The sequence below is a fragment of the Inquilinus sp. 2KB_23 genome (assembly GCF_052115705.1).
Taxonomy (GTDB): domain Bacteria; phylum Pseudomonadota; class Alphaproteobacteria; order DSM-16000; family Inquilinaceae; genus Inquilinus; species Inquilinus ginsengisoli_A.
Genome location: NZ_JBFRHF010000009.1, coordinates 101,477 through 114,580, shown reverse-complemented (window position 1 = coordinate 114,580; position 13,104 = coordinate 101,477). Strand labels below are relative to the sequence as shown.

The 13,104-nt window shown below is 67.6% G+C and carries 12 protein-coding genes; all 12 read right to left on the bottom strand.

Features of this window, described 5'->3' with window-relative positions:
- Complete coding sequence (locus AB4112_RS13555) at nucleotides 1-1,257, bottom strand: lipoprotein-releasing ABC transporter permease subunit (protein ID WP_441720344.1); 1,257 nt, start codon at nucleotides 1,255-1,257, stop codon at nucleotides 1-3.
- 34 nt (nucleotides 1,258-1,291) lie between these two features.
- Nucleotides 1,292-2,605 carry a proline--tRNA ligase gene (proS, locus tag AB4112_RS13550; protein ID WP_441720336.1) on the bottom strand — a complete coding sequence of 438 codons (1,314 nt, stop codon included), beginning with the start codon at nucleotides 2,603-2,605 and terminating at the stop codon, nucleotides 1,292-1,294.
- Between the two features lie 533 nt (nucleotides 2,606-3,138).
- Nucleotides 3,139-3,714 carry a DNA-3-methyladenine glycosylase I gene (locus AB4112_RS13545; protein ID WP_441720333.1) on the bottom strand — a complete coding sequence of 192 codons (576 nt, stop codon included), beginning with the start codon at nucleotides 3,712-3,714 and terminating at the stop codon, nucleotides 3,139-3,141.
- Nucleotides 3,693-3,959: a DUF1467 family protein gene (locus tag AB4112_RS13540; protein WP_441720330.1), complete on the bottom strand. Its 267-nt coding sequence runs from the start codon at nucleotides 3,957-3,959 to the stop codon at nucleotides 3,693-3,695. The genes AB4112_RS13545 and AB4112_RS13540 overlap by 22 nt, the downstream gene beginning before the upstream one ends.
- A gap of 90 nt (nucleotides 3,960-4,049) precedes the next feature.
- Entirely contained in the window at nucleotides 4,050-4,454 is a 405-nt protein-coding gene (mce, locus tag AB4112_RS13535; protein ID WP_441720327.1) for a methylmalonyl-CoA epimerase, read from the bottom strand.
- A 157-nt stretch (nucleotides 4,455-4,611) separates the two neighbouring features.
- On the bottom strand, nucleotides 4,612-6,210 hold the full coding sequence (locus tag AB4112_RS13530; RefSeq protein WP_309796387.1) for a ribonuclease J: 1,599 nt from the start codon (nucleotides 6,208-6,210) through the stop codon (nucleotides 4,612-4,614).
- A gap of 95 nt (nucleotides 6,211-6,305) precedes the next feature.
- Complete coding sequence (locus AB4112_RS13525) at nucleotides 6,306-7,091, bottom strand: type III pantothenate kinase (RefSeq protein ID WP_309796385.1); 786 nt, start codon at nucleotides 7,089-7,091, stop codon at nucleotides 6,306-6,308.
- Nucleotide 7,092: 1 nt separating this feature from the next.
- Nucleotides 7,093-7,836 carry a biotin--[acetyl-CoA-carboxylase] ligase gene (locus AB4112_RS13520; RefSeq protein WP_441720323.1) on the bottom strand — a complete coding sequence of 248 codons (744 nt, stop codon included), beginning with the start codon at nucleotides 7,834-7,836 and terminating at the stop codon, nucleotides 7,093-7,095.
- Nucleotides 7,836-9,290: an NADH-quinone oxidoreductase subunit NuoN gene (gene nuoN, locus AB4112_RS13515; protein ID WP_374710636.1), complete on the bottom strand. Its 1,455-nt coding sequence runs from the start codon at nucleotides 9,288-9,290 to the stop codon at nucleotides 7,836-7,838. Before nuoN ends, AB4112_RS13520 begins: the two co-directional genes overlap by 1 nt.
- An 18-nt stretch (nucleotides 9,291-9,308) precedes the next feature.
- Entirely contained in the window at nucleotides 9,309-10,829 is a 1,521-nt protein-coding gene (locus tag AB4112_RS13510; protein ID WP_441720319.1) for an NADH-quinone oxidoreductase subunit M, read from the bottom strand.
- A 9-nt stretch (nucleotides 10,830-10,838) separates the two neighbouring features.
- The gene (gene nuoL / locus AB4112_RS13505; RefSeq protein WP_441720316.1) at nucleotides 10,839-12,785 is read right to left on the bottom strand and encodes an NADH-quinone oxidoreductase subunit L; all 1,947 of its coding nucleotides are present in this window, start codon (nucleotides 12,783-12,785) and stop codon (nucleotides 10,839-10,841) included.
- A gap of 10 nt (nucleotides 12,786-12,795) precedes the next feature.
- Nucleotides 12,796-13,104 (bottom strand): NADH-quinone oxidoreductase subunit NuoK, encoded by a 309-nt coding sequence (gene nuoK / locus AB4112_RS13500; RefSeq protein ID WP_309796378.1) that lies wholly within the window; start codon nucleotides 13,102-13,104, stop codon nucleotides 12,796-12,798.

Here is a 13,104-nt window from a genome sequence, read left to right as displayed (position 1 = left end):
TCACTCATAGCGCAGGGCCTCCACCGGATCGAGCCGGGCCGCCCGCCAAGCCGGGAAGATCGAGGCCAGGAAGGTCAGGCCGACGGCCAGCAGGCAGACCCAGACGACCTGGCCGGCATCGACCCGCGCGGGCAGCTGGGCGATGAAGCTGAATTCGGCGGCGAAGGTCTCGGGGCCCAATACGCCCTGCAGCCAGGCGCGGATGGCGTCGACATTGGCGGCCAAGGCGAGGCCGAGGGCCAGGCCCGCGGCGGTGCCGACCAGGCCGATGGTGGCGCCGGTCAGGAAGAAGATGCGCAGGATGGCGCCGCGGGTGGCGCCCATGGTGCGCAGGATGGCGATGTCGCTGCCCTTGTCCTTCACCAGCATGACCAGGCTGGAGACGATGTTGAACGCCGCCACCAGGATGATCAGGGTCAGGATGATGAACATGACGTTGCGCTCGACCTGCAGCGCCGTGAAGATCGTGGCGTTGGCGTCGCGCCAGTCGGACACCTGGAGGCCCGGCCCCGCGGCCTGGGCCACCGCGGCGCGGACGGCATCGAGCCGCTCGGGGTCGGCGACGAACAGCTCGAGGCCGCCGGCCTGCCCCTTCATCTGAAACAGCAGCTGCGCCGCCTCCAGCGGCATGTAGACGGTGGCGGAATCATATTCCGGCCGGCCGGTGCTGAAGATCCCGGCGATCACATAGGTCTTCGACCGCGGCACCGACCCGAAGGCAGTGCGGTTGAAATGCGGCGTCACCAGCGTCAGCTCGTCGCCGACGCGGACGCCGAACTGCCCGGCCAGGCCGCTGCCGATCGCGATCGCGTCGGTGCCGGAGAAATCCTCCGGCTTGTCGATGTAGAGCGATTTGGCGATCGCCGGACGGTTCAGAAAATCCGCCGGCTCGACCCCGCGCACCGCCGCATAGGCCGCGCCTTGCAGCGAGGAGTCGCGGCTGACCAGCGCCTGGTCCTGGATCACCGGCGTCACCCGCAGGACGCCCGGCACCTGCCGCAGCCTGTCGGCCAGCGGGCCATAGTCCGGCAGCCCGGCGCTGGCTTTGGCGGTGACGCTGAGATGGCCGTCGAGGCCCAGCACGCGCTGCACCAGCTGGGCGCGGAAGCCGTTCATCACCGACATGACGATGATCAGCGTCGCCACGCCCAGCAGGATGCCGACCAGCGAAAAACCGGCGATCACCGAGATGAAGCCTTCCTTCCGGCGGGCCCGGAGGTAGCGGAAGGCGACGGTCCGTTCGAAGGCGTTGAACATGCGAGGGCCAGCGGGTCGGGGGCGCGGCGCGGGATCAGCCCTTGATCCGCGCCACCACCGCGTCGAGCGCCAGCTCCAGCTTCTCGCCGGTGGCGCGGCGCTTGATCTCGGCCACGCCCGACGCGGCGCCGCGCGGCCCGATCACCACCTGCCAGGGCAGGCCGATCAGGTCCATCTGGGCGAACTTGGCGCCCGCCCGCTCGTCCCGATCGTCGTAGAGCGGGTCGAGGCCGGCGGTCTGGAAGCGCTGGTACAGGTCCTGGGCCGCGGCATCGCAGGCCGCGTCGCCCGGCTTCAGGTTGATCAGACCGACATCGAAGGGCGCCACCGCATCCGGCCAGATGATGCCGGCATCGTCATGGCTGGCCTCGATGATCGCACCCGCCAGGCGCGACACGCCGATGCCGTAGCTGCCCATCTCGACCGGGCGCTGCACGCCGTCCGGCCCGGCGACCTGGGCGTTCATCGCGGCGGAGTATTTGGTGCCGAAATAGAAGATGTGGCCGACCTCGATGCCGCGCCGGGTCTGCAGCTCCGCGGCGGGCACCGGGCACTTCGCGGGATCGTGCATCTCGTCGGCCGCGGCGTAGAGGCCGGTGACGCGGTCGACGAAGGCCGCCAGGTCGTCGTCGGGGCCGAGCTGCCGCGCCTCGGTGTCCAGCTCCAGCAGGCGCGGGTCGACATAGACCTGGCTTTCGCCGGTCTCGGCCAGGATCTGGAACTCGTGGCTGAGGTCGCCACCGATCGGCCCGGTGTCGGCCTTCACCGGCACCGCCTTCAGCCCGAGGCGGGCGAAGGTGCTGAGATAGCAGACGAAGAATTTGTTGTAAGACCTTCTGGCGGCTTCGTAATCGACGTCGAAGCTGTAGGCGTCCTTCATCAGGAACTCGCGGCCGCGCATCACGCCGAAGCGGGGACGCACCTCGTCCCGGAACTTCCACTGGATGTGGTACAGCAGCTGCGGCAGCTGCTTGTAGCTCTTCACCGACGACCGGAAGATGTCGGTGATCATCTCCTCATTGGTCGGCCCGAACAGCATGTCGCGATCGTTGCGGTCGCGGATGCGCAGCATCTCCTTGCCGTAGTCGTCGTAGCGGCCGCTCTCGCGCCACAGATCGGCCGGCTGGATCGTCGGCATCAGCAGTTCCTGGCAGCCGAAGCGGTCCTGCTCCTCGCGCACCACCTGCTCGATCTTCTTCAGCACCCGATAGCCCAGCGGCAGCCACGCATAGATGCCGGCCGCCTGCTGGCGGATCATGCCGGCGCGCAGCATCAGGCGATGCGACACGATCTGCGCTTCGCTGGGATTCTCCTTCAGGGTGGGCAGGAAGAACTGGGACAGGCGCATCGAGCGGGGCTTCCGTCTGGACCGGGGAGTGGCAACACAGGCGCGCGACTTTAGGGAAGGACCGCCGGCCTGTCCATGCGGGCTTCGCGGCGGCGCCCGCCCCATCGCCCGCCACCGGTCCTCCCGGTTCGCGGTGCGGCGATGCCTCATCCCTGCTCAATCGCCCAGCGAATGACCTGCCGCCTTTCGGGACCAAAAACCGCTCTTCGGCCACCGATGGGATTTCCGTCCGAGTCCGCCAAATTGTCCTCATCCCGCACCTGAATTCGCCCTGATCTGGGGGCATGGGCGCCATGCGATTCTGCGTGACAGCCCCATTTTTCCTCGCTAAGGTCCGCCTCGCCTGACCAAAAGAATCGAAAAGGGCAGGCCCGAGTTTAGGGAGGAAACTGTCGGGAGTGCCGGAGAAGCGTCAGCTTCCCGGTGACAAAAAATAAGACAGGTTTCGTGCGGCAGGCGCTTCGGCCCTGCCGTTTTTTTATGCATGAACACGTGTGCCGCGAAGTTCGGCAGACCGTGCCCGCTCCGGCGGATCAGACCACGCGCCGCCAGGGCGGATCGAGCTTCAGGATCTCCGCGTAGACCGGGCAGCCGGCATGGTGGGTGCCGCGCAGATAGCCGAGGCTCATCAGGAACTCGTTGACGATCTCGCCGCCGGTGAAGCGGAAGGTCTGCTTGAACAGCTTCACCCATTCCGCCTTCGCCAGCGGGTGGTGCGCGTCGATCCAGGCGGCGAAGCTGCCATGGCTGTCGCGGATCGCCTGCAGCCGCTTGGCGTTCTCGATCGCGGCATCCACCTTCAGCCGGTTGCGGACGATGCCGGCATCGGCCAGCAGCCGGGCGCGGTCGGCGTCGTCGAACGCGGCGACCTTGTCGATGTCGTAGCCGGCATAGGCGCGGCGGAAGCCCTCGCGCTTCTTCAGCATCAGGCCCCAGGACAGGCCGGCCTGGTTGATCTCCAGGATCAGCCGCTCGAACAGCACCGCGTCGTCGCGGGCGGGGAAGCCGTATTCGGTGTCGTGATAGGCCTTGTGGAGCGGGTCGGTGGCGGCGAAGGCGCAGTAGCTCTTCTCCGGCACCGGGTCCTTCACTGCTGCGACGACGTCCATGTTGCGGCCCAATCCCGGAAGGAGAACACGTTCTCGGTGATCAGAATGTTGATGATCACCCATAGCACGATGCTGATCGCGGTGGTGATCAGCACCTTGCGCAGCAGCCGCGGATTGCTCGGCGCCCCGACCTGGTGGCCCGGCTGCACATTGTCGACCTCGGGCCGCACGCCGAAAGGCAGGACCATGAAGATCACGGTCCACCAGATGATGACGAAGACGACGAAGCCGCTGAAGAAACCCATGCCGACCCTCCCGGACCTTACCGGCCCTGCTTACCCGTCCGGCGCGCCGGGATACATGGGGCTTTTCGTCATGCCCGACCTTGGCCGGCCCTAGACCTGCTCGATCTCGGTCAGCGTGCCGACGAGGTCGGCCGGGTGCAGGAACAGCACCGGCTTGCCATGGGCGCCGATCCTGGGTTCGCCGTCGCCGAGCACGCGCAGGCCCGCGGCGACCAGCCGGTCGCGCGCCGCCAGGATGTCGTCGACCTCGTAGCAGAGATGGTGGATGCCGCCCTTCGGGTTGCGCTCCAGGAACTTCGCGACCGGCGAGTCGGCGCCCAGCGGGTGCAGCAGCTCGATCTTGGTGTTCGGCAGCACCACGAAGACCGTGGTCACGCCATGCTCCGGCAGGTCGGTCGGCGCCGACACCTCGGCGCCCAGCGTCTCGCCGTACAGGCGCGTCGCCGCCGCCAGGTCGGGCACGGCGATGGCGACGTGGTTGAGCCGGCCGATCATGATGCGGTCCCTCGCATGGCTGCTTCCTGGGTTCTATACCCTTGTCATGCCACGGCTTGACCGTGGCATCCAGGGGCGGCCAGAGCGGCTCTTCGTGGCCCCTGGATTGCCCGGTCAAGCCGGGCAATGACAGGACGAGGAAGAGGTTCCCCTTCCCTCACAACCGGATCAGGTGCACCTCGGTGACCGGCTTCTTGCCGTGCCAGCTGCGGATCGTGCGCCGCACCGTGACCCGGGCGGTCTCGCTGATCGCCGAATCGTCGTTGCGCTGGGCCCGCGGCAGGTTCTGGATGGCGCCGCGCACCTCCTCCGCCACCTCGGCCTCGCTCTCGGCCAAATCCTCGGCGTCCTCGATGCCAAGCAGCGCCACCTTGGGATCGGCGGCCAGGCGGCCGTCGCGGTCCAGCACCAGGGTGATGACCGCGGCGCCGTTGTGGATGATGCGCTGGCGGTCGCGGATCGCCTCGCCGTCCAGCGGCACCAGATGGTGCCCGTCCAGCGCCAGGCGGCCGTGCTCGACATTGTCGACGATCTCGGCCGGCCCGGGCGCCAGGCGGATCAGGGCGCCGTTGTGCGGCACCAGCGTCTCCGACACCTGCCCCTCGCGGGCCAGCGCCGCATGGGCCTGCATGTGCCGCTCCTCACCATGTACCGGCACCACGATCTTCGGCTTCAGCCACTGGTAGAGCGTGGTCAGCTCGTCCCGCGCCGGATGGCCGGAGCAATGGACCATGGCATCGTCCGGCGTCAGCAGGGTGACGCCCTGGGCCACCAGCGCGTTCTGCACCCGGCCGATCGCCTTCTCGTTGCCCGGGATCTCGCGGGCCGAGAAGATCACCGTGTCGCCGGCCTCCAGCGTGATGTGCGGGTGGCTGTCGCTGGCGATGCGCGACAGGGCCGAGCGCGGCTCGCCCTGGCTGCCGGTGCAGATCAGCACGATCTTGTCGCGCGGGATGTAGCCGAACTGGTCCTCGCGGATGAACGGCTCCGGCAGCTTGGTCATGTAGCCGGTGCTCTGTGCCGCCTCCATGATCTTCCACAGCGACCGGCCGACCAGGGCGCAGTGCCGCCCGGCCTTCTGCGCCGCCAGCACCACGCTGTGGATGCGCGCGACGTTGGACGAGAAGCAGGTGACCACGACGCGGTTCTTCTGGGCCGCGATCACGGCGGCAAGGCCCTCGCGCACCTCCTCCTCGGAGGCGGAGCGGCCGGGGGTCAGCGCGTTGGTGCTGTCGCCCATCACCGCGACCACGCCCTCTTCGCCCAGCCGGCGCAGCTTGGCCTCGTCGTAGGACGCGCCGACCTGCGGCGCCGGGTCGAGCTTCCAGTCGCCGGTGTGGACGATGTTGCCGTGCTTGGTGCGGATCACCAGCGCGCTCGGCTCCGGTACCGAATGGGTCATGGTGATGAAGCCGACGCCGAACGGGCCGATCTGGACGTCGCCGCCCAGCGGCACCTCGATGATCTTCACCTGGTCGGCATAGTCGGTCTCGCGCAGCTTGATGCGCAGCACCGCGGCGGTGAAGGGCGTGGCGTAGATCGGGCAGCGCAGGTCGGGCCACAGATGGGTGATGGCGCCGACATGGTCCTCATGGGCATGGGTGATGACCATGCCGACCAGGTCGTCGCGCCGCCGCTCGATGAAGGCCGGATCCGGCAGGATCAGGTCGACGCCCGGCACCGAATCATCGGCGAAGGTGACCCCGCAATCGACCATCAGCCAATGGCCGTCATGGCCGTAGAGGTACATGTTCATCCCGATCTCGCCCGCACCTCCGAGCGGAAGAAAGTAAAGGGCGTCGTCGGGCCGCGAAATCGGGGTCCGGGAGGTGCTGGTCGCGGATGAGAAGCTCATGCTGTGGTGTTTCGCTCGTAGATAAGGCGCAGTCCGCGCAGGGTCAGTTCACTGTCGATGTGGTCGATCATATGGGTCGCCTGAGCGAAAACGCTACCAAGGCCGCCGGTGGTGATCACGGTGACGGGGGGCGTGCCGGTCGGCGACAGCTCCGCCTTGATCCGGGTGATCAGCCCTTCGATCATGCTGAGGTAGCCCCAGAACATGCCGGATTGCATGGCGCTGATGGTGCCGTGGCCGATGACATGCTCCGGCCGCACGATCTCGACCTTGGGCAGCTGGGCCGCCACCTTGTGCAGGGCGTCGAGCGCCAGCTGCGGGCCCGGGGCGATGATGCCCCCGACGAAGTCGCCATCGGCGTTGACCACGTCGAAGGTGGTGCCGGTGCCGATGTCGACCACGATCAGCGGCGGCTTGTAGGCGGCGCCGGCCGACACGGCGTTGACCAGGCGGTCGGCCCCGGCCTCGCGCGGGTTCAGCAGCAGGTTGCGGATGCCGAGCTCGACGTCGGGGTCGCCGACCCGCATCGGGTCAGTGCCGAAATGGTCGCGGCACAGCTTGGCCAGGTTGAAGGTCGCGGCCGGGACCACGCTGGACAGGATCGAGCGGGTGACGTCGATCGGCCGCAGCCCGCGCATCGCCATCAGCGAGACCAGCCACACGGCGTATTCGTCGGAGGTGCGGCGGCTGTCGGTGGCGATGCGCCACTGGCCCTTCTGCTGCGCCCCGTCGAACACGGCGAAGACGATGTTGGTGTTGCCCGCGTCGATGGCGAGAAGCATCTCAGCCGCTCCCGAAGAAGACGTCGCCCGCGGTGATGCTGTGCCGCCCGCGCTCGGTGCGCAAGATCAGAGCGCCGCTGGGGTCGATGTGCTCGAACACGCCCTCCAGCGTCTCGTGCTCCAGCCGCACCCGGATGCGGGCGCCGAGGCCGACGGCGCGCTCCAGCCAGGCGGCCCGGGTGGCGTCGAAGCCCTGGTCCCGCCACTCCGCCAGGCGCCGCTCCAGCGCCTCGGCATAGCGCGCCAGCACCGCCTCGACCGTGGCTCCGGGCGCGCCGGCGGCGTGCAGGTCGGTGGCGTGGTAGTCGGCCAGTTCAGGGTGGTGGGCGATGTTCATGCCGGTGCCGGCGACGATCCAGTCGACCGTCCTGTCCGGCGCCACCGCCGCCTCCAGCAGGATGCCGGCCAGCTTGTCGCCGGCGATCTGCAGGTCGTTCGGCCATTTCAGCTTCGGCTCGACCCCGAAGCTCGCCGCCGCATCGGCCAGGGCGACGCCGACCACGAAGGTCAGCTCGCCCGCCCGGGCGAAGGGCAGGTCCGGCCGCAGGATGGTCGAGCAGTAGAGGTTGCCTTCCGGCGAGGCCCAACCGCGGCCGCGGCGGCCCCTGCCCGTGTCCTGCCGCCTGGCCCAGACGATGGTGCCGTGGCCGGCGCCCGCCGCGGCAAGCGCCCGCGCCTCGTCATTGGTGCTGCCGACGCTGTCGCGCGCGTCGAGCTGCCAGCCTTGCGGCAGGGAGACGGTCATCAACCCCCGAACAGACTGGCCGCAGCCGCCTGGGCCGCGCCGGTCAGCGGCGCCGGCAGGATCCAGAAGAAGACGATGAACAGCGTCGCGACCGCCAGGATCGACGGCAGCGCCGCCCCCGCCGGCTTGTCGAAGGCGATCTTCGGGTCCTCGAAGTACATCACCCGGATGACGCGCAGGTAGTAGTAGGCCGACACCACGCTCGACACCACGCCGATCACCGCCAGGATGATGAAGCCGGTGGTGCCCTGGGCGATCACCGCGCGGAACACGTAGAGCTTGGCAAAGAACCCGGCCAGCGGCGGGATGCCGGCCATCGAGAACATCATGATGACCAGGGCGAAGGCGGTGCCCGGGTTGGACTTGCCGAGGCCGGCGAGGTCCTGGATGCCCTCAACCGCCTTGCCGTCCACCCGCATCGACAGGATCACGGCGAAGGTGCCGATGCTCATGGCGACGTAGATCGAGAGGTAGACGATGACGGCGGTGATGCCGTCCGGCGTGCCGGCGGCGAGGCCCAGCAGGGCGAAGCCGACATGGCCGATCGAGGAATAGGCCATCAGCCGCTTGACGTTGGTCTGCGCGATCGCGGCGAAGGCGCCGAGGATCATCGACAGCGCCGAGGCCACGACGATGATCTGCTGCCACTGGCTGGTCAGATGGCCGAAGGGTTCGACCAGGACGCGGACGAACAGCGCCATGGCGGCGACCTTGGGCGCCACCGCGAAGAAGGCGGTGACCGGGGTCGGCGCCCCCTCATAGACGTCGGGCGTCCACATGTGGAACGGCACGGCCGAGACCTTGAAGGCCAGGCCGGCGCAGATGAAGACGATGCCGATGATGACGCCCATCGACGCCAGCTGCCCGGCGGGCAGAGCCTGGGCCAGCCCGTCGAAGGCGACGGTGCCGGTGAAGCCGTAGACCAGCGAGGCGCCGTACAGCAGCATGCCCGAGGACAGGGCGCCGAGGACGAAGTACTTCAGCCCGGCCTCGCTCGACCGCTCCGAATCCCGGTTGAAGGCGGCGACGACGTAGAGCGCGAGGCTCTGCAGCTCAAGCCCGAGATAGAGGGCGATCAGGCTGTTGGCACTGACCATCAGCAGCATGCCGAGCGTCGCCAGCACGAACAGCACCGGGAACTCGAAGCGCGACATGTTCTCGTGCTCGAGATAGTCGAGCGACAGGATCAGGGCCAGCGACGAGCCGACCAGCACCAGGATCTTCATGAACACGGCGAAGCCGTCGGTCACGAACATGCCGTTGAAGGTCAGCACCCGGCCCTGCGGCCCCATCACCAGCAGCGCGGCGGTGATGATGAAAGACATAACCGCCAGCGCCGCGACGATGCGGGTCGACTTCTCGCCGAGGAACACGCCGATCAGCAGCAGCGCCAGGCCGGCGCAGGCCAGGAAGATTTCCGGCAGGGCCGGCATCAGGTCTGGAAGAGACACCATGGCGATCGGATCCCCGGCTCAGCGGACGGCCACCGCGACCGCGGCGGCGCGGCCGAGATCGGCGTGGTATTGGGTGATCAGGTGGTCGACCGAGACCGACATCACGTTCAGGAAGCTGGAGGGGTAGATGCCCATCCACAGGACGACGATGGTCAGCGGCACGAAGATCGCGATCTCGCGCGGGCTGAGGTCCTTCATCTTCCGCACATCCTCGCGCGTGATCTCGCCGAAGATGACCTTGCGGTACAGGAGCAGCATGTAGGTGGCGCCCAGCACCAGTCCGGTGGCGACCAGGGTCCCGACCCAGGTGTTGGCCTGGAACAGGCCGGTCAGGATCAGGAACTCGCCGACAAAGCCCGAAGTGGCCGGCAGGCCGACCGAGCCCAGCAGCATGATCATGAAGAACACGGCGTATTTCGGCATGTTCTTGGCCAGGCCGCCATAGCGCGCGATCTCGCGGGTGTGCAGCCGGTCATAGACCACGCCGACGCAGAGGAAGAGCGCCGAGGACACCACGCCGTGGCTGAGCATCTGGAAGATCGAGCCTTCCATGCCCTGCTGGGTCAGCGAGAACATGCCGGCGGTGACGAAGCCCATATGCGCGATCGAGGAATAGGCGATCATCTTCTTCATGTCCTCCTGCGCCAGGGCGACCAGGGAGGTGTAGATGACCGCGACGATCGACAGGCCGTAGACCAGCGGCGTCAGCAGCGCCGTCGCCTCCGGCAGCATCGGGATCGAGAAGCGCAGGAAGCCGTAGCCGCCCATCTTCAGCAGCACGCCGGCCAGGATCACCGACCCCGCGGTCGGCGCCTCGACATGGGCGTCCGGCAGCCAGGTGTGCACCGGCCACATCGGCACCTTCACCGCGAAGGAGGCGAACATGGCCAGCCACAGCCACACCTGCATGTTGTAGCCGTAATGGGTGGTCAGCAGCGTCGGGATATCGGTGGTGCCGGCCTGGACATACATCGCCAGCAGCGCCACCAGCATCAGCACCGAGCCGAGCAGGGTGAACAGGAACAGCTTGAAGGCGGCGTAGATCCGGCGCTCGCCCGAGCCCCAGATGCCGATGATCACGAACATCGGGATCAGCACGCCTTCGAAGAAGACGTAGAACAGCACGTAGTCCAGCGCGCTGAACATGCCGATCATCATGGTCTCGAGGATCAGAAACGAGACCATGTACTCCTTCACCCGGCTGTGGATGCTCTCCCAGCTGGCGAGGATGCAGATCGGCATCAGGAAGGCCGACAGGACGACGAACAGCACCGAAATGCCGTCGACGCCCATGTGGTAGGAGATGTTGAGGTCCGGGAACCACGCCAGCTTCTCTTCCATCTGGAAGCCGGCCACGGAGGGGTCGAACCCGATCCAGGCGGCGACCGAGAGGGCGAAGGTGACCAGCGTGGTCCACAGCGCGACCCAGCGCGCGGTGGCGGCCACTGCGGCGTCGTTGCCGCGGGCCAGCAGGAGGATGAGACCCGCGCCGACCAGCGGCAGGAAGGTCACGAGCGAGAGGATCGGCCAGTTACCCATGGGTGCTGCTCACATCCGGCCGGCGAAGACGTACCAGGAGACCAGCGCGACCACGCCGATCACCATGACGAAGGCGTAGTGGTAGACGTAGCCGCTTTCGAACCGGCTGGCCTTGCGGGCGATGCCGACCGAGGTGGCGGCGATGCCGTCCGGCCCCAGCCGGTCGATGATCGCCCCGTCGCCGCCCTTCCACAGGGCCCGGCCGATGACGAAGGCCGGCTTGACCAACAGCGCGTCATAGATCTCGTCGAAGTACCATTTGCGGAAGAACAGCTGGTGGATCGGCTTGAACGCCCCCACGATGGCCCCCGGCAGCGACGGCATCTGGATGTAGCAGACCCAGGAGGCGGCGAGCCCGATCAGCCCGGCGACCAGCGGCAGCAGGCCGACCCATTCCGGGCTGTGATGCGCGGCCTCGATGCTGTCGTGGCCATGCAGGACCAGGATCGCCTCGCGCCAGAAGCCCTCGCGGCCCTCGCCGACGAAGATGTCGTAGCCGACGATGCCGGCCAGCACCGCGCCGACCGACAGCACGATCAGCGGGATCAGCATCACCGGCGGCGATTCATGCGCGTGCTCCATCGTGTGATGGTCGGCGCGCGGCTTGCCGTGGAAGGTCAGGAACAGCAGCCGGCCGCTGTAGAAGGCCGTCATCAGCGCGGCCAGCACGCCGAGCCAGTAGGCGAAGACGCCGACGCCGGTGTGGGCGCTCCACGCCGCCTCCAGGATCATGTCCTTGGAGTAGAAGCCGGCGAAGCCGAACACCCCGGGGATGCCGACGCCGGCCAGCGCCAGGCTGCCGATCCACATCATGGCGTAGGTCGACGGGATCAGCTTCCAGATGCCGCCCATCTTGCGCATGTCCTGCTCGCCGCCCATGGCGTGGATCACCGAGCCGGCGCCGAGGAACAGCAGCGCCTTGAAGAAGGCGTGCGTCATCAGGTGGAAGATCGCCGCCTGGTAGGCCGAGACGCCGATGGCGAAGAACATGTAGCCGAGCTGGCTCATGGTCGAATAGGCGATGACCCGCTTGATGTCCCACTGGGTCAGGCCGATCGTCGCCGCGACGAAGGCGGTCAGCGCGCCGATGACGCAGACCACGGCCAGCGCGTCGGGCGCGTATTCGAACAGCGGCGACATCCGCGCCAGCATGAACACGCCGGCGGTGACCATGGTGGCGGCATGGATCAGGGCCGAGACCGGGGTCGGGCCTTCCATGGCGTCCGGCAGCCAGGTGTGCAGGCCGAGCTGGGCCGACTTGCCCATGGCGCCGACGAACAGCAGCAGGCTGGCGGTGGTCAGGGCCGGCAGGTCCATGCCGAGGAAGTTGATCCGCGCATCCACCAGATGCGGTGCTGCGGCGAAGATCTCCTCGTACCGCACGGTGCCGGTGATCTTGTAGACGGCGAAGATGCCGAGGGCGAAGCCGAAGTCGCCGACGCGGTTGACCAGGAAGGCCTTCACCGCCGCGGCGCGCGCGCTCTCCTTCTCATGCCAGAAGCCGATCAGGAGGTACGAGGCCAGGCCGACGCCCTCCCAGCCGAAGAACAGCTGCACCAGGTTGTCCGCCGTCACCAGCATCAGCATGGCGAAGGTGAACAGGCTGAGATAGGCGAAGAAGCGCGGCTTGGAGTGGTCGTGCGACATGTAGCCGACCGAGTAGACATGCACCATCGCGGAGACGGTGTTGACCACGATCAGCATCACGGCGGTCAGGGTGTCGAACTTCAGCGCCCAGTCGGCCACGAAGGTGCCGCTGTGGATCCACAGCAGCAGCGAATGCGTGCGCTCGTGACCGCCGATGGCGACGTCGAAGAACAGCCACCAGGAGATGACCGCCGAGACGCAGACGCCGAGCGTCGTCACGGCCATCGAGGCGCGGTCGCCGATGAGGCGGCCGAACAGTCCTGCGATCAGGAAGCCGGCCAGCGGCAGGAAGATTGCGGCGATGTCCATCGGGGGCGCCTCAGCCCTTCATCATGTTGATGTCCTCAACCGCGATCGAGCCGCGGTTGCGGAAGTAGACGACGAGGATCGCGAGGCCGATCGCCGCTTCAGCGGCGGCGACGGTCAGCACGAACAGGGCGAAGACCTGGCCGACCAGGTCGCCGAGCGCGACCGAGAAGGCGACCAGGTTGATGTTGACCGCCAGCAGCATCAGCTCGATCGACATCAGGATGACGATCACGTTCTTCCGGTTCAGGAAGACGCCGAAGATGCCCAGCGTGAACAGGATCGCCGCGAGGACGAGGTAGTGGCCGAGTCCGATCGTCAT

Coding starts and splice junctions, on each gene's coding strand:
- AB4112_RS13520 (WP_441720323.1), bottom strand. CDS start 7,836: ATGACCGTCTCCCTGCCGCAAGGCTGGCAGCTCGACGCGCGCGACAGC.
- AB4112_RS13540 (WP_441720330.1), bottom strand. CDS start 3,959: ATGGGTTTCTTCAGCGGCTTCGTCGTCTTCGTCATCATCTGGTGGACC.
- AB4112_RS13530 (WP_309796387.1), bottom strand. CDS start 6,210: ATGAACATGTACCTCTACGGCCATGACGGCCATTGGCTGATGGTCGAT.
- nuoN (WP_374710636.1), bottom strand. CDS start 9,290: ATGGTGTCTCTTCCAGACCTGATGCCGGCCCTGCCGGAAATCTTCCTG.
- AB4112_RS13525 (WP_309796385.1), bottom strand. CDS start 7,091: ATGCTTCTCGCCATCGACGCGGGCAACACCAACATCGTCTTCGCCGTG.
- AB4112_RS13555 (WP_441720344.1), bottom strand. CDS start 1,257: ATGTTCAACGCCTTCGAACGGACCGTCGCCTTCCGCTACCTCCGGGCC.
- AB4112_RS13510 (WP_441720319.1), bottom strand. CDS start 10,829: ATGGGTAACTGGCCGATCCTCTCGCTCGTGACCTTCCTGCCGCTGGTC.
- AB4112_RS13545 (WP_441720333.1), bottom strand. CDS start 3,714: ATGGACGTCGTCGCAGCAGTGAAGGACCCGGTGCCGGAGAAGAGCTAC.
- proS (WP_441720336.1), bottom strand. CDS start 2,605: ATGCGCCTGTCCCAGTTCTTCCTGCCCACCCTGAAGGAGAATCCCAGC.
- nuoL (WP_441720316.1), bottom strand. CDS start 12,785: ATGGACATCGCCGCAATCTTCCTGCCGCTGGCCGGCTTCCTGATCGCA.
- mce (WP_441720327.1), bottom strand. CDS start 4,454: ATGATCGGCCGGCTCAACCACGTCGCCATCGCCGTGCCCGACCTGGCG.
- nuoK (WP_309796378.1), bottom strand. CDS start 13,104: ATGACGATCGGACTCGGCCACTACCTCGTCCTCGCGGCGATCCTGTTC.